Annotated in this window: 13 protein-coding genes; 5 read left to right on the forward strand and 8 right to left on the reverse strand. The window is 69.7% G+C overall.

What is annotated here, in order from left to right:
• Positions 1 to 179: 179 nt before the first annotated feature.
• Together OG266_RS06485 and OG266_RS06490 are read right to left on the reverse strand one after the other, a co-directional pair.
• Complete coding sequence (locus tag OG266_RS06485; RefSeq protein WP_371543725.1) at positions 180 to 1820, reverse strand: ABC-F family ATP-binding cassette domain-containing protein; 1641 nt, start codon at positions 1818 to 1820, stop codon at positions 180 to 182.
• A 61-nt stretch (positions 1821 to 1881) separates the two neighbouring features.
• A complete protein-coding gene (locus OG266_RS06490; RefSeq protein WP_266472930.1) occupies positions 1882 to 2901 on the reverse strand; it encodes an oxidoreductase in 1020 nt (339 codons plus the stop codon).
• A gap of 66 nt (positions 2902 to 2967) precedes the next feature.
• Here OG266_RS06490 and OG266_RS06495 point away from each other — a divergent pair, with 66 nt between their 5' ends.
• Positions 2968 to 3960 carry an FAD-dependent oxidoreductase gene (locus tag OG266_RS06495; RefSeq protein WP_371543727.1) on the forward strand — a complete coding sequence of 331 codons (993 nt, stop codon included), beginning with the start codon at positions 2968 to 2970 and terminating at the stop codon, positions 3958 to 3960.
• A 60-nt stretch (positions 3961 to 4020) separates the two neighbouring features.
• Here the strand turns inward: OG266_RS06495 and OG266_RS06500 are convergent, their stop codons facing one another.
• From OG266_RS06500 to OG266_RS06510, 3 genes are all read right to left on the reverse strand, one after another.
• Positions 4021 to 5694 (reverse strand): BCCT family transporter, encoded by a 1674-nt coding sequence (locus OG266_RS06500; protein ID WP_371543729.1) that lies wholly within the window; start codon positions 5692 to 5694, stop codon positions 4021 to 4023.
• An 81-nt stretch (positions 5695 to 5775) separates the two neighbouring features.
• Positions 5776 to 7059: a M14 family metallocarboxypeptidase gene (locus tag OG266_RS06505; protein ID WP_371543731.1), complete on the reverse strand. Its 1284-nt coding sequence runs from the start codon at positions 7057 to 7059 to the stop codon at positions 5776 to 5778.
• On the reverse strand, positions 7056 to 9017 hold the full coding sequence (locus OG266_RS06510) for a Xaa-Pro dipeptidyl-peptidase (RefSeq protein ID WP_371543732.1): 1962 nt from the start codon (positions 9015 to 9017) through the stop codon (positions 7056 to 7058). Before OG266_RS06510 ends, OG266_RS06505 begins: the two co-directional genes overlap by 4 nt.
• A 182-nt stretch (positions 9018 to 9199) precedes the next feature.
• Between OG266_RS06510 and OG266_RS06515 the strand changes: the two genes are divergently transcribed.
• A complete protein-coding gene (locus OG266_RS06515; protein ID WP_371543734.1) occupies positions 9200 to 10711 on the forward strand; it encodes a M1 family metallopeptidase in 1512 nt (503 codons plus the stop codon).
• On the opposite strand, the gene OG266_RS06520 is transcribed toward OG266_RS06515, so the two are convergent.
• Together OG266_RS06520 and OG266_RS06525 are read right to left on the reverse strand one after the other, a co-directional pair.
• Positions 10705 to 11646 (reverse strand): adenosine kinase, encoded by a 942-nt coding sequence (locus OG266_RS06520; protein WP_371543736.1) that lies wholly within the window; start codon positions 11644 to 11646, stop codon positions 10705 to 10707. The genes OG266_RS06515 and OG266_RS06520 overlap by 7 nt on opposite strands.
• A 115-nt stretch (positions 11647 to 11761) precedes the next feature.
• A complete protein-coding gene (locus OG266_RS06525; protein WP_371543738.1) occupies positions 11762 to 12241 on the reverse strand; it encodes a macro domain-containing protein in 480 nt (159 codons plus the stop codon).
• Positions 12242 to 12400: 159 nt separating this feature from the next.
• Between OG266_RS06525 and OG266_RS06530 the strand changes: the two genes are divergently transcribed.
• Positions 12401 to 13099 (forward strand): MerR family transcriptional regulator, encoded by a 699-nt coding sequence (locus tag OG266_RS06530; RefSeq protein WP_371543739.1) that lies wholly within the window; start codon positions 12401 to 12403, stop codon positions 13097 to 13099.
• A gap of 21 nt (positions 13100 to 13120) precedes the next feature.
• On the opposite strand, the gene OG266_RS06535 is transcribed toward OG266_RS06530, so the two are convergent.
• Entirely contained in the window at positions 13121 to 13846 is a 726-nt protein-coding gene (locus tag OG266_RS06535; RefSeq protein ID WP_371543740.1) for an SDR family NAD(P)-dependent oxidoreductase, read from the reverse strand.
• Between the two features lie 141 nt (positions 13847 to 13987).
• Between OG266_RS06535 and OG266_RS06540 the strand changes: the two genes are divergently transcribed.
• Together OG266_RS06540 and OG266_RS06545 are read left to right on the forward strand one after the other, a co-directional pair.
• Complete coding sequence (locus OG266_RS06540; RefSeq protein ID WP_371543742.1) at positions 13988 to 15046, forward strand: ABC transporter permease; 1059 nt, start codon at positions 13988 to 13990, stop codon at positions 15044 to 15046.
• A 104-nt stretch (positions 15047 to 15150) separates the two neighbouring features.
• A complete protein-coding gene (locus OG266_RS06545) occupies positions 15151 to 16194 on the forward strand; it encodes a sugar ABC transporter substrate-binding protein (protein ID WP_371543744.1) in 1044 nt (347 codons plus the stop codon).
• The last annotated feature ends 1 nt before the right edge of the window (position 16195 follow it).

The raw sequence follows: 16195 nt of genomic DNA on the forward strand, positions 1-16195 counted from the left end.
GTTTCTGGGGGCTGCCGCCCCCAGACCCCCGCTGTAGGCCTGAACGGCCTCGTCCTCAAACGCCGGACGGGCTGAAGGTGTTCAGCCCGTCCGGCGTTTGAGGAGCGGGGGTTTGGGGGCGGAGCCCCCAAGGGACGGGAATGGGTAGGGGCGGAGGGGGCGAAAAACCCCACCCGCCGCTAGCGCTCCGTCACCTTGCCGGCCGCGACCTCCAGGCGGCGGGTCGTGTGGACCGCGTCCAGCATTCGGCGGTCGTGGGTGACCAGCAGGAGTGTGCCCTCGTACGAGTCGAGGGCCGACTCCAGTTGCTCGATCGCCTGTAGGTCGAGGTGGTTCGTCGGCTCGTCCAGGACCAGGAGGTTGACGCCTCGGCCCTGGAGGAGGGCGAGGGCGGAGCGGGTGCGTTCGCCCGGGGAGAGGGTGGCTGCCGGGCGTAGGACGTGGTGGGACTTGAGGCCGAACTTGGCCAGGAGGGTGCGGACTTCGGCGGGCTCGGTGTCGGGGACGGCCGCGCAGAACGCGTCGAGCAGCGACTCGGTGCCGAGGAAGAGCTTGCGAGCCTGGTCGACCTCGCCGACGACGACACCGGGGCCGAGGGAGGCATGGCCGGCGTCCAGCGGGACGCGGCCGAGCAGGGCGCCCAGGAGCGTCGACTTGCCCGCGCCGTTCGCGCCGGTGACCGCGACCCGGTCCGCCCAGTCGATCTGCAGCGTCACCGGGCCGAAGGCGAAGTCACCGCGACGCACCTCCGCGTCACGCAGTGTGGCGACGACCGCGCCGGATCGCGGTGCCGCCGCGATCTCCATGCGCAGCTCCCACTCCTTGCGCGGCTCCTCGACGACGTCGAGCCGTTCGATCATGCGCTGGGTCTGCCGCGCCTTCGAGGCCTGCTTCTCGCTGGCCTCGCTGCGGAACTTGCGGCCGATCTTGTCGTTGTCGTTGCTCGCCTTGCGCCGGGCGTTCTTCACTCCCTTGTCCATCCAGGAGCGCTGCATCTGGGCTCGGCCTTCGAGCGCCGACCGCTTGTCGGCGTACTCGTCGAAGTCCTCGCGGGCGTGCCGTCGCGCGGTGTCGCGCTCCTCCAGATACGCCTCGTAACCGCCGCGGTACAGCGTGATCTGCTGCTGCACCAGGTCGAGTTCGAGCACCTTGGTGACCGTTCGGGTCAGGAACTCGCGGTCGTGGCTGACGACGACCGTGCCCGCGCGCAGGCCGCTCACGAATCGCTCGAGCCTCTCCAGGCCGTCCAGGTCCAGGTCGTTCGTCGGCTCGTCGAGGAGGAACACGTCGTAGCGGGAGAGCAGGAGCGAGGCGAGTCCGGCGCGGGCCGCCTGCCCGCCGGAGAGGGAGGTCATCAGCTGGTCGAGGCCGACGCCGAGCCCGAGGGAGTCGGTGACCTCCTCGGCGCGCTCGTCGAGGTCGGCGCCGCCGAGGTCGAGCCAGCGCTCCAGGCTGGTCCCGTACGCGTCGTCCGAGCCGGGCGCGCCGTCGACGAGCGCCTGCGTGGCCTCGTCCATCACACGCTGCGCCTCGGCCACACCCGTGCGGCGCGCGAGGAAGTCCCGTACGGTCTCGCCCTCCCGCCGCTCCGGTTCCTGCGGCAGGTGACCGACGGTCGCGGACGGCGGCGAAAGCCGCAGCTCGCCCTGTTCGGGGGTGAGGAGACCGGCGAGCAGTCGGAGCAGCGTGGACTTCCCCGCGCCGTTGGCACCGACCAGCCCGATCACGTCGCCGGGCGCGACGACCAGGTCGAGCCCGGCGAAGAGGGAGCGGTCGCCATGTCCGGCGGCGAGATTCTTGGCGACGAGGGTGGCAGTCATCAGGACGCCGATCCTAACGGCCCGGCCGCCCTCCCCTCGCCCCGGTTTTCCGTGCTCACAGTCAGTGGGCCATCGGCTCCACCAGCACACTCCCCGATGTCCGCGCCACGATGAAGGACTCTCCCCGCACGGCCCTGGCATCCAGCGCGAGCCGGTGCCGGCCCGTCTCCAGGACTCCGTCGAAGACCTCCTGCGCGTGGGTGCGGTACAGGCGGTCGAGGCGGTAGGCCGTCAGCTGGACGCGGCAGGTCGAGGTGACCTCGATGCCGGCCTCGCCGTCGGCGGCGACCAGGCGCGTGAGCCGGCGCAGTTCGCGCGGGCTGCGGTCCAGGGCGTGTTCTATCTGGGCGACGAGGAGCGGAATGATCGGGGCGAGGCCTTCGACGTATGCCACCTCGACGTTCGCGTGTTCGAAGGAGCGGCGTACGGCGGCACGTTCCTCCTCTCCGACAGCGCGTCCGAAGGCCACCGCGCCGTATGTACGGAGTTCGTCGGCCGGGACGTTCGTGGCGTCCCGTGTGATGTCGGCGCCGATGCCGATGGTGCGCAGGGCGGCGGCGAGCTTGGCGAGGACGGCGACGCGCGCGCCGATGAGGAGGACGCGGCGGCGGGGTCCTGCGTCGCCGTTCAGCAGGGAGTTCAGGGCGCTGCGGTACTCGGCGCCGTGGAAGCGGAACGGCCCTATCCCGTGGTAGCCGTTGAGCTCCAGATCGGGCCGCTCGTCGGTCTGCCAGGCGAAGTCGCGCCACACATAGTCGTCGCCCGCCTTCTCAATGACGGCGGTGACGGCACCGCATTCGAGGCCCTCGCACTCAGGGCAGCCGTAGATGACGTACCGGCCGCCGGTGAGCGGAGCGTCGGCCTCCAGCAGGAGGCTGCGCACCTGCGCGGTGAAGATCGCGGGTGGTACGTCGGAGGCGAGCGGGGACACCGCGTCGAGGTCGGAGAGGTGGAAAAGCAGCGGGCGTCCGTCGACGATGAAGTCGACGAAGTCCCGGTGCACTTGGTAGTCACCGTTGGCGAGGACTCCACCGGCACGCATCGCCGGTGCCAGGCCGAAGGTCGCGTACTCGGCAGACATGGTGTGAGTATCCCCAGAGTGGGAGTGATCTGAGCACGGCATGACATATTCCGCTACCGTCCCCGCGTGGGGATCGATCCGAGCGGCGATGTGATCGTGGTGGGCGGCGGTGTCATCGGGCTGACGACGGCCGTGGTGCTGGCGGAGAGCGGCAGACGCGTACGGGTGTGGACGCGGGAGCCCGCCGAGCGGACCACCTCGGCGGTTGCGGGTGCGCTGTGGTGGCCGCACCTCATCCGGCCCAAGGCACTTGCCCGCCACTGGGCTCTTCAATCACTCTCCGTGTACGAGGAGTTGGCGGCGCGGCCCGAGGAGACGGGCGTACGCATGGTCGAGGGCGTACTGGGCGAGTCGCGGCTGGACGAGCAGGGTCCATGGGCCGCCGCCCGGGTGCCGGGGCTGCGGGCCTCGACGGCCGAGGAGTACCCGGGGACCGGGCTGTGGGCGCGGCTGCCGCTGCTGGACATGCCGGTGCATCTGCGGTGGCTGCGTGAGCGGTTCCTGCGGGCGAGCGAAGCGAGATGGGGGTCCCTCCGGACGAAGTCTGGGGGAGGGGCGGTCGAGGTCCGCCTGGTGACCGACCTCGCGGACGTGGCGGCGCCCGTCGTCGTCAACTGCACGGGGCTCGGCGCCCGCGAGCTCGTCCCGGATCCGGCCGTACGGCCCGTGCGCGGGCAGCTCGTGATCGTGGAGAACCCCGGTGTCACCACCTGGCTCGCCTCGACCGACTCGGACACCGGGAACAGCACCTACTTCTTCCCGCACGGGGACCGGCTGGTCCTTGGCGGTACGGCGGATGAGGACAACTGGTCGCTGACGCCCGATCCGGCGGTGGCCGCCGAGATCGTCAAACGGTGTGCGGCGCTGCGCCCCGAGATCGCCGGAGCGCGCGTGCTCGGCCACCGGGTGGGGCTGCGGCCGGTGCGCGACACGGTCCGGCTGGAGCGTGAACCGCTGCCGGACGGCCGGGTATTGGTGCACAACTACGGTCACGGCGGTGCGGGCGTCACGGTGGCGTGGGGGTGCGCGTGGGAGGCGGCGGCGCTCGCCTCCCGCTGACGGTCGACTGCGATCACACCCGGTGTCGCCGATCGCGGCGCCGCCGAAGAGCAGACCTGGTCACCCGTGGTCGTGACCGATCGGATCCCCCTCCGTGTCCGTACCGGGCCCCGGACCGATACTGATCTCGAACTCGCCGTCGTACTGCTTGTGCCCCTCGATCACGGCGAGTTCGATGGCCTCGGACGCCATCTCCCCCCGCACCATGAGCGGGTCCTTGCGCAGGTCACGCATGAGCGCGACGCACATGCCGATCATGACGAGGACGAATGGGGCGGCGGCGAGGATCGTGAGGTTCTGGAGGCCGGTGAGCGCGTCGCCCTCGCTGCCGACGAGCAGCATGATGGCGGCGACTGCGCCGGTCAGGACACCCCAGAACACCACGACGAACCGGCCGGGTTCGAGCGCGCCCTTCTGGGAGAGCGTGCCCATCACGATGGACGCGGCGTCTGCTCCGGAGACGAAGAAGATGCCGACCAGGATCATCACGAGGAGGCTGGTGGCGGGGGCGATCGGGAACTCGGCGAGCACACCGAAGAGTTGGCCCTCGGGTGTCGACTCCCCCGCGAGCTGTCCGCTCTCCTTGAGCTTCATCGCCGTACCGCCGAAGACCGCGAACCAGACCAGGCTGACGGTGCTGGGGACGAGGATCACGCCGCCGACGAACTGCCGGATGGTGCGGCCGCGGCTGATGCGGGCGATGAACATGCCGACGAACGGCGTCCAGGAGATCCACCACGCCCAGTAGAAGACGGTCCAGCTGCCCAGCCAGGCCGCGACGCCCTCGCCGCCGCTGGCCTCGGTGCGTCCGGCGAGCTGGGGCAGGTCACCGAGGTAGGCGAAGATCGAGGTGGGCAGCAGGTCGAGGACGATGATGGTCGGGCCCGCGATGAACACGAAGACCGCGAGGATCAGGGCCAGCACCATGTTGATGTTGGACAGCCACTGGATGCCCTTCTCGACGCCGGAGACGGCCGAGGCGACGAACGCCACCGTCAGCACGGCGATGATCGCGACGAGCAGACCGTCGCTCACCTTGTCCATCCAGTCCAGCTCGGTGAATCCGGAGCCGATCTGGAGCGCGCCCAAGCCGAGGGAAGCGGCGGAGCCGAAGACGGTGGCGACGATCGCGAGGATGTCGATCACCCGGCCCGCGGCTCCGTTGGCGTGCCGCTCGCCGATGAGTGGGGTGAAGACCGCGCTGATCGTCTGGCGTCGGCGTTTGCGGAAGGTGCTGTAGGCGATGCCGAGGCCGACCACCGCGTAGATCGCCCAGGGGTGCAGTGTCCAGTGGAAGAGGGTCGTGGCCATCGCCGTCTCCATGCGCTCACCGGAGTCGGCGGGGGTGGTACCCGGCGGGGGCGTCGTGTAGTGCGACAGCGGCTCGCTCACGCCGTAGAACATCAGGCCGATTCCCATGCCGGCGCTGAACATCATGGCGACCCACGACACCGTACGGAACTCGGGTTCCTCGCCCTCGGCGCCCAGGTGGATCCTGCCGTAGCGGCTGATCGCGAGCCAGAGGGCGAAGACCACGAAGCAGGAGGCGGCCAGCATGAAGGCCCAACCACCGTTGTGGATCAGCCCGTTGAGCATCCTGGTCGAGACGCTCTCCAGGGAGTCGGTCGCGGCCGAGCCCCAGATCACGAACGCCACGGTGAGCACGGCGGTGACGCCGAACACCACGCGATCGGTCCGCCCGCCGTGGGCCGTCTCGTCTCTTTGCCCCGTCATGGGCAGCGCCTTTCGCGGGTAGGGCGTATGGGTGCTATTGCACCCATACGCCCTATCACAGGCACGGCCGTTCTCCGCGTCTCAGCAGTCGGTGTCGGGCTCCCCTGCCGTGAGGTGGTACGGAGCGCGCTCATCGAGGAGCAGCGGGACGAGTGCGCGCAGGGACTGCCGAAGGGGTACGAGTACGCCGTCGGCCTCCTGTTGTACGCGGACGCCGTGGAGGGCGAGTTCGTCGCGCAGGTCCGTGTACTGGTCCGCCGTGAGCCGGTATCCGCAGGGCGGGTCCTGGATCACCTCGGCGGGTTCGGCCGGGTCGTTGTCCGCGCCGCCGAGGTAGACCGGGCCGGTGTCCAGATAGCCCGTGAGCCTGGCGGCCGAGGTCGCTGCCTCGACCTGCTGCCGACGCTCACCGGTGAAGGTGAACAGGCCCCCTAGCGCGGCCAGTTGGGAGTCGACCCGGCGACGGTTGTTCAGGGCCGGGTCCGCCTGTTCGGCATCCGTGAGGGGGTCGACGCGGCTCTCTATGAGGAGTCCCGCGGAGTGTTTGACACCCGACATGTTCCGCAGGATGCGTTCCTGGCCGTCCCCCGCCACCTGCTGGATCGGATCGCCGGTCACGGGGTCCGTCCAGATGCCGTACGTGCCCGTCGAGTACCCCTCTCCCTGGGCGGCGGGCCGTACGTAGTCCAGCGACAGGGTCTGCGCCTCGTCGTGCACGGCCGTGTCCGTGTTGAGGTTGCGCGGCCAGAGGTCGAAGAGGTCCTTGTCGTAGTACGGGGGCGTGGCGCCGTACTCGTGCAGGTCGTAGACGACGTCGGGTTCGCGGTCGCGGACGACCGCTGCCATCGCGCGGGCCTCGGCGGTCTGGAGCGCGAGGTGGTCGCGGTTGATGTCGAGGCCGTCGCTGTTGCCGCGGGTGTCGGCGGCGCGGCCGTCCGGGTTGGCGGTGGGCACGACGAGCAGGGTGGTGCTCCTCAGGAAGCGCTCGGTGCTCTGATCCCGCGCGTACGCCAGGTCGCGGATCGTGGTGAGACAGCCCTCGCGCCCGGACGGCTCGTCGCCGTGCTGGCTGCACACCAGGAGCACGGTGGTGGCCGCGCGTTGGGCGCCCACCCGGACCAGTTGCAGCGGGCGGCCCTGTTTGGTCGTGCCGATCCGGGCCACCGAGACACGGTCGCTCGCCCGGTCGACGACCGCCAGGAAGTCCTGCTCCTCGGGCTGGCTGGTCCAGCGGGCTCCGTCGGTCTGCTCGAAGCCGGTGCGCGGCGGGGTCTCCGCCGCGTACGCCGGTGCGGTCAGCAGGGGCGCGGCCAGGGCCGTGGCGGTGACCGCCACGGCCAGGGCGCTGATGCGTAAGCCGGTCAACTGGTCTCTCCCGGGACTCGGAGGGCGGTGCTCGGGTCGCGTACGCCGTCGAGGACGGAGGCGCTCGGAGCCGCGACGGAGCCCGACGTGGCCTTGGTGAAGGCCTTGGCGCCGCCGACCAGCGGGACCTTGGCCGAGGTACGGGTCAGGTCGAGCGTCAGGGTCGGCGTGCTCGACGGCGGGTCGATGAGGTCCTTGTCGGTGCCCGCGACGATCAGGGCGAGCCGGTGGCCCTTGGGGACGACGTGGTCGGTGAAGGCGAGGTCGAGGGTGATCGTGTACGCCTTGCCGGGGGTGAGCGGCACGCCCTTGGCCTCCGAGGCGTAGTTGCCGAGGTCGGCCCAGCCGCGGCTGAAGACCGTGTAGTCGACGTCCGCGTTCTTCGACTGCGTCACCTTGAAGCAGGAGCTGTCGCCGGTCGTGCTCGGGCCCCAGCAGGTGCGGTCGGTGAGGGTGGTGATGCCCTCACCGGAGGCGGCGTAGTCGCGAATGGTGTCCGGGCCGAGGTCGACAAGTACCGCGGTGAGATGGGCCGTTGAGGACGTCGGGGTGGCGGTGACCGTCACCTTCGACGAGCCGGACAGACGCAGGTCCTTCGTCAGCGGCTGGGTGACGAAGCCGGCCTTCTCGGGGGTCGGCTGGTCGATGTAGGCGGCCCAGTCGGTCTCGCTCAGCTGCGGGTTGTCGGTGAAGGTCTCGGCTCCGGAGCCCTTGGTCAGCCCGAGGGTGCCGACGCCTGCCGCGGAGCCCGTGGCCGGGCGGAGGGTGGTCGTGTCGGTGGCGCGCGGCGGCCAGACGCCGGAGGTCACCCACTGGTCGGGGTGGCGCTCGATGTCGGCCATGGGCTCGTCGTCGATGCCGTTGTCGTAACCGAGGAGTTCGTGGTCGAACCAGCGGTGCAGGGTGTCGACCCACTCGGCGCGGCGGAAGTCGAAGGGGTCGACGTGGCCGGTCTGCGAGATCCAGATCTTGCGGTCGACGCCGTTCTCGGCGAGGGCGTCCCACCACGGGCCGACGTGCTGGGTGCGGACGTTGAGGTCCTGAGCACCGTGGATCAGGAAGACGCTGGCCTTGACCTTGCTCGCGTCCTTCACGTAGTCGCGCTCGGTCCAGAACGGGGTCCAGTCACCGGTGCGCGGCGCCCCGTCGACGATCTTCTGCTGGACGGCGGCGCACTTGGCGCGGGCGTCGGGGCTGTCGACGTAGTCGGACAGCCAGTCAGGGCCTGAGTCGTAGAGTGGGGCGCCCTCGCTGAAGTAGTAGTCGTACCAGGAGGAGATGGCGCTGATCGGCACGATGGTTTCCAGGCCCTTGACGCCGGTGGCGGCAACGCCGTTGGCGATGGTGCCGTCCCAGCTCTTGCCGATCATTCCGGTCTTGCCGTTGGTCCAGGTCGCCTTGGACGTGGCGGTCCCGGTGCGGGTGGTGTACGCCTTGGCCCGGCCGTTGAGCCAGTCGACGACCGCCTTCGCGGACTGGATGTCGGAGCGGCCTCCCACGTCCACACAGCCGTCGGAGCGGTTGGTGCCGGCCAGGTCGACGCCGACGAAGGCGTAGCCGCGGGGCACGAAGTAGTTGTCGTAGAACAGCGGCATCTGGACGACGTTGCCGTTCGCGTCGTACGTCTTCTTCTGGCTCTCATTGCCGCGTCCGCAGCAGGAGTAGTACGGGCTGGCGTCCATGATCACGGGTATCTTGCGGCCCTGCGCGGCGAGTTCGCGGGGCCGGACGATGTCGACGGCGACGCGGTCGGCCTTCCCGTCGCTGTCGCCGTCGAGGCCGGTGTCCACCCACACGGATTCGCGGATCGCGTTGTCGTACGAGTAGATCGGGGTGCTCTCCCGCGGGGCACTGTGTGCAGCGACCGGGGTGAGCAGGATTGCCATCAGGGCGGCCGTGGCCGCCGTCGCGAGCGTTCTCCAGGTCGTGAAGCGCATACGGCGCGCACGTATCGGCATGCGCGGAAGGTACCCCGGTCAACTCCCGTGCAAAAGAGGGTCTGTGAAAGGTCTGTGGGGCGGGATTGCTCATGACGGCCGAATGGCGATCGTGTGACAGGGGTGGCCGTGGACATGACCGGGGCCACAGGGTCTGAATAGGCTCCGGACAGACTTCACGGCCCTACGACTTGGAGCTTGACGTGCACCGCAGACTCATCGCCCCGGGCGCTCTCGCGGCCTCCTTCCTGCTGGCGATCCCGGCATCGGCGGCCAGCTACTCCCCCGGGGCGCCGGGCATCGGCGACCCCTACTACCCGGCCTACGGCAACGGCGGATACGACGTCTCGCACTACGATCTGCGGCTCCAGTACCAGCCGCAGACGGATGAGTTGGAGGGTACGGCGACCCTCCTGGCGACCACCAAGCAGGATCTCTCCCGCTTCAATCTGGACTTTCTGCTCGATGTGAGCGAGGTGCGGGTCAATGGCGCGAAGGCGTCGTTCGCCACCTCCGGGGAGCACGAACTGGAGATCACCCCGAAGACGCCGCTGGCCAAGGGCAAGACCGTGACCATCGTGGTGCGTTACAGCGGTGTGCCGTCGTCGAAGACGGCGTACGGCTTCACCAGCTGGCACCGCACGCCGGACGGCGGCGTCGGCGCGAACGAGCCCGAGGCGGCGTGGTGGTGGTTCCCGAGCAACGACCACCCGCTCGACAAGGCGACGTACGACGTGTCCGTGGCCGTTCCCGACGGAACCCAGGCCATCTCCAACGGCACGCTCCAGTCGACCAGTTCACGGCTCGGCTGGACGCGCTACAACTGGCGGTCCAACAAGCCGCAGGCCACATATCTCGCGACGCTCGCGGTGGGCAAGTTCGACATCACGACCGGGACGACCGAGAGCGGTATCCCGGTCATCAACGCGTACAGCAAGGACCTGGGCGACAACGCCGGGGCGGCGCGGGCGAGCATCGAGCGCACCGGTGAGGTCGCCGACTTCCTCACGGAGTACTTCGGTCCTTACCCCTTCAACGCGCTCGGCGGGTACGTCCCCAACACCACCACCGGGTACGCGCTGGAGACGCAGACGCGGCCGTTCTACAGCCCGCGCCAGTTCGCGAACGGCTCGAACGTGTCGGTCGTCGTCCATGAGCTCGCCCACCAGTGGTACGGGGACGAGGTGTCCGTCGCCGGGTGGAAGGACATCTGGATCAACGAGGGCTTCGCCCGGTACGCGCAGTGGCTGTGGTCGGAGCACGAGGGTGAGGGGACGGCGCAGGAGCTCGCGGACTACGTGTACGCGTCGCACCCGGCGGACGACGCCTTCTGGACGGTCGCGCCCGGGGATCCGGGTCCGGAGAACCAGTTCGACATCGCGGTCTACGACCGAGGGGCACTCGCCATTCAGGCGCTGCGCAACGAGATCGGGGACGACGCGTTCTTCGCCGTCCTGAAGGGGTGGCCGAGCGAGCACGCGTATGGGAACGCGTCGGTCGGTGACTTCCAGAAGTACGCGGAGGACGTGTCCGGCCTGTCGCTCGGCTCGCTCTTCGACACCTGGCTGTTCCAGCCGTCGAAGCCGGGGGCGCCTGCGGCGCAGGGCGCGTCGATCGCCCGGGCCGCGGGGACGGACGGGGCTGCTTCGGGGACTCCTTCTCAGCCGAAGTCCTGGAAGAAGATCGCCGCGACCGACTCGGTGCACGATCACTGAGGTGTGACGTGAGGCGGGTGGGCGCCATCGGCTTCCAACTCCTTGACGCGGGTCAGGAGTTCCTCGCGGCTGATGGCGTCCGCCCGCGTCGACGGCACGGTGCAGGCGTGGGCGCCGGCCACCGCGCCGTACAGGGCGCAACGCTTGGGCGGCTCGCCGGCCAGCCATCCGAGGAGGAAGCCTGAGGCGAAGGCGTCGCCCGCGCCGTTGGAGTCCACCACCGGGGCGGGGGGTGTGACCGCCGGGATGTGGGTCACCTCGTCGTCCGCCAGCAGGTACGCGCCGTCGGCTCCGGCCATGGCGACGACCACCTCTGCCCGGCCCCGCTCGACGATCTGCCGCATCGTCCGCTCCGGGTCGGGCAGCGCGGTGGTGGACACGAACACGACGTCGGCGGCGTGGGCGAACGCCTCGTGGTAGGGATTCTCGCCGTCCCAGTTGTGCAGGTCGGTCGAGAGGGTCACCCCGGCCTCCCGCAGCGCGAGGAGCGTGAAGGCGCACGGGTAGGTGATGACGACATGCGCGTGACGGCTGGCCCCGGCCAGCGCCCGGACCGTCTCCTCGGGCAGCCGGTCGGTCTCCCGCGAGCGGCTCTCGTCGTACAGCGACAGCCGCCGTCCTTCGGGGTCCACGAGATTGACCGCGCGCTTGGTGCCGCCGGGCTGGTGGACCTCGGTGAGCGGGATGCCCCGGTCGCGGTGCAGCGCGCGGATCAGCTCGCCCTCGTGGTCGTCGCCGATCATGTCGAGGTGGTGCGTGCGCAGGCCCAGGGTGTGCACGCCGAGGGCGACGAAGTCCCCGCTCTGGCCGGCGCGGGTCTCGATGCCGGGCCGGATCATGTAACTGTCGGCGTACGGGAGCGGGAGTTCGGGGACGTACACGATCGTGTCCACGCCCGAGCCTCCCAGGACGAGGACGTCGATCTCGGTGCTCATGGGGTTCCTCTCGGCTCTGAGCAGGTGAGTCAAGCAGGGTCCGCCAGGTCCGGCAATGACTTGCAGAATCTTTCCGCAAGTCATTGCCGTTGCTCTGCTTGGCTGTTGGCGGTACTCAGCCCCCGTGGTCGTACACCGTCGCAGCGATCCCCGGCTTCACCAGCCGCTCCATGACGAGCGGCTCCACGCGGGACCACTTGCCACCGGCCAGACCGCAGCCGATCCGGGGCATGTGGACGGACGCACCGAGCCCGGCGGCTTTGCCGGCCAGCAGTCCGAGGGCGGCGTCGATGGCCTCGTAGCGCACGGGCACCCCCTTGCTGCCCGTGCGTATGCCCCGCTGGCCGACCAGGTTCGCCACCCACACGTACCGCTCGACCTGGACGAACTGCGCCGCCCCCAGGCCGAAGTCGTTGCGTGCGCGGTCCCGGTGCCAGGCTCGGTACGCCGCCTCGGGTTCCGGCCAGCGGCGGGAGACGGCGAGTACGAAGCCCTTCCCCCATCCCCCGATGTCGTTGCAGACATGGGCGATCACCTTGACGCCTTTCCCCAATGGCACGGTGGCGTCACCGCGAACGTACGCGATCTCTGACATGACGCCACGGTAGGCGGTGCCACTGACAGTGACCGTCGGGCGGGCGGACAGCGGGGCGCGGCTTTCACAACACTGGTGAGACAGCAATACTGTTGCACCTGATCGCTGCACAACCCGTTGCATCCGACCGCTGCACAACCCGGAGAGGCAGGATCCGCCATGACCACGGACACCGAGGAGCCGGCGCTCACGGTCGATGAGCTGGCCGCGCGTGCGGGGGTCACGGTCCGTACGGTCCGTTTCTACAGCACCAAGGGGCTGCTGCCGCCGCCGGTGATCGGTCCTCGGCGCGTGGGGCACTACAGCCAGGAGCATCTGGCCCGGCTCGCGCTCATCGAGGAGTTGCAGCGCCAGGGCATGACGCTGGCCGCGATCGAGCGTCATCTCCAGCAGCTGCCGGCCGGCCTGAGCGCCCACGACCTCGCCATCCACCGTGCCGTGGTGGCCTCCTGGGCGCCCGACGCGGCGGAGGACGTGACGCGCGAGGAGCTGGAGCGGCGGGCAGGGCGCTCACTGGGCGAGGAGGAGCTGGACCGGCTCGCCGCGATGAGCGTCATCACTCGGACCGCGGACTCGTTCCGCGTGGACCCGGGGTTGCTGCGGCTCGGCGTACAGCTCCTCGACGTACCCATCGCGCACGAGACGATCCTCGCGGCCCGGACCGTACTCCTTGAGCACTCGCGCGCGGCGGCCCACGAGCTGTCCGCGCTGCTGCGTGACGCGGTGGGCGAGCGCGAGTCCGTGGCGGCGGTGAAGTCGCTGTCGGCGCATATGCAGCCGCTGGTGGTGCAGGCGCTGCTGACCACGTTCCAGCGCTCGCTGAAGGAAGAGCTCCGGGAGTGGCTCAAGGAGTCCTGAGCCACCCGGCTCCGCAAGCAACTACAAGTAGGCGGAACCGCCGGCCACATTGAGGGTCTGGCCGGTCAGGAAACCGCTGCCCTCGTCGACGACGTACAGCAGGGTCGAGACGAGATCGGACGGCTCCTGGGTCCTGGGGACGGCCTGCTGGGCGCGGACGTGCTCGAAGCCGCCGTCCGCGCCGACGGTCCGCTCGGCGGTGGCGGTGCGGACCATGCTCGGCGCGATCGCATTGACGGTGATGCCGCAGGGCCCGAGCGCGGAGGCCAGCGCGCGCGTGAAGCCGATCAGGCCCGCCTTCGAGGAGACGTACGCGACCATCGTCGGGGGCGCGGTCAGAACGGCCGCCGACACGATGTTCACGATCCGGCCCCAGCCCGCCTCCTTCAGATACGGCAGCACGGCGCGGGACAGCAGGAACGGCGCCTCCAGATTGACTCGCATGACCCGACGCCACTCCTCGGGCGTGGTGTCCTCGAAGTCCAACTCCGGGTACACGCCAGCGTTGTTGACGAGGACGTGCAGTGTCCCGAACCGGTCGATGACACGCTCCAGCGCGTCCCTGATCTGCTCCTCGTCGGTGACGTCGGCGATCAACTCCACGTAGTCCAGCACCCGTTTGGCCGTCTCGGGCTGCGGAACGAGATCGATCCCCGCGACTCGGTAGCCACGCCCGGCGAGCGCGACGGCGAACTCCTGCCCGAGGCCCTGTGCCGCTCCGGTCACCAGGGCGGTACGTGTCTCCATGGGGCGAGTGTGATGAACCGTCAGTCGGTCGGCAAGAGCGCATTCCACTCGCCGGAACGGCCCTGTTGCCGCGGGCGTTCGAGAGGCCCAGTCTGCGGGGCGAACGCCCAGCCAGCGTCAGCCGTACGGGAGCCGTGCCCGATGACCGAGACCGAGCGTGCCGTGGACGACGCCGAGCGCGCCCGTGAACAGGGCGGCGACGAACGGCGGTTGAGGCTGCCGTCCGGCTGGCCCCGGCCGCACTGGTCCCGAGTCCGGAGACTGGTCCCGGACGAGCTGGGCGTGCTGGTCGTCCTCGGGCTGCTGATCGCCGGGATCGGTATCCCGTACCCGGACTTCCTCGACACCGACAACCTGCTCACCACCGCCCACAACTCCGTCTACATCTCGCTGATGGCGTGCGGAATGGTGTTCGCGCTCGCCATGCGCGAGGTCGATCTGTCGGTGGGCGGCACCTACGCGATGTGCCTGGTCGTCGGGGCGCTGCTGATACGGGACGGCACGGCACCGTGGCTGGCGGTCCCCGTGATCCTGCTCACCGGGACCCTGCTCGGTGTCTTCAACGCGCTGGTCACGACGCTGCTCGCGCTGCCCTCGTTCATCGTGACGCTGGGCACTCTGATGCTGTTCCGAGGCGTGGGGCTCGCGCTCGCCGACGGCAAGCAGATCACCGATCTGCCGCTGAACGACTCGTTCTTCACGCTCGCGGGCGGCGACGCGGGCGGTGTGCCGTTCGCCCTGTGGGTGCTGGTCGCGGTGGTCGTGGTGCTGACGGTCGTACTGACCCGGACGCGCTTCGGCGCCCGGGTGCGGGCGATCGGATCCAACCCGGACGCCGCCGAGTTCAGCGGCATCCCCGTCGTCCGCACCCGGGTCCAGGCGCTCGCCCTGTCGGGGCTGACCACGGCCTGCGCGGCGGCGCTCGCGCTCGCCTTCTACGGCGCAGGTGACCCGACTCTAGGCCAGGGCTACGAGTTGCAGGCCATCGCCGCCTGCATCATCGGCGGCACTCCGCTCGCGGGAGGGCGCGGATCGGTGGTCGGGGCAGTGGCCGGAGCGATGATCCTGTCGGTCGTCGCCTCGGGGCTCGTGTTCTTCGAAGTACCCATCAACTGGACGTCGTTCGCGACCGGCGGAGTGATTCTCGTCGCCGTGGCGGCGGACAGCGCGCTGCGCCGCAGCGGACGGCGACGCCGATGATGGCCGCCGGTCACAAGGACCAAGCACCGTCGGATGTGGACCGGTCACAAGGACCGTCTGATGTGGAGGCCGTGATGCACCCCCGATTGCGTACGTTGTTCGCCGTGCCCGCCGCGCTTGCTCTCCTCGCTGCCGCCGCCGGCTGCGGCGACGGGAACGGCTCGGGCTCAGGCTCGGGCGGAAAGCTGAACATGGGCATCGCGGTCGCCAACATCAGCCTGAACTTCGCCCATGAGATGGTCCTCGGCGCCGAGAGCGCGGCGGACCACGCGGGGAACATCGACTTCAAGGCGGTCGGTCCGCCCAACACCGACGGGCCCGCCGAGGTGCAGCTCTTCCAGAACCTCACCGCGCGCGCCAAGGACGGCATCGTCCTGGAGAACCTCGACCCGCCGATCTTCACCCGGCCCGCCGCGCGCGCCGTAGACCAGGGCATCCCGATCGTCGCCTTGGACACCTCGCCGACCGACGGCAGCAAGGTGAACTTCTATGTGGGCAACGACAATTACGCACTCGGCGAGCTCATGGCGACGGAAGCTCTGAAGCGGCTCGGCGACGACCCGAAGGGGGAGATCGTCATCGGCGTGCCCAACCCGGGGACGCCAGTGCTCGACAACCGGGCCAAGGGCATCTCCGACACCTTCGCGAAGGAGGCCCCGAACGTGAAGGTCCTGGGCCCCTTCCAGACGTACAGCGACCCCGGGCAGAACTACAGCTCCTGGTCGGCGCAGGTGAACGCGCACCCCGACGCGCTCGCCTTCCTGGGCGTCGGTGACGCCGACAGCTACAACCTCGCGAAGATCAAGAAGGCCGAGCAGGGCACCTGGCTCACGGCCGGCTTCGACGTCGACCCGAAGACGCTCGACGCGGTCAAGGACGGCTCGAACTTCGTCACCATCGACCCGCAGCACTTCCTCAAGGGCTATCTGTCGACCGCGATGCTGATCGAGGCGGTGCGCGAGAACGACGGCAAGCTGCTCGACGGCTGGTTCCTGTCCCCCGGCGGGGTCGTGGACAAGACCAACATCGACGACATCATCGCGCGGCAGAAGACCCCAGAGGCGGCGTACGACTGGTACAAACCGACGATCGACAAGCTGCTCGGCGACCAGGAGGCCCAGCTCAAGCCCCTGAAGGACGCGCGCTGAG

The organism is Streptomyces sp. NBC_00554, from assembly GCF_041431135.1.
Classification (GTDB): domain Bacteria; phylum Actinomycetota; class Actinomycetes; order Streptomycetales; family Streptomycetaceae; genus Streptomyces.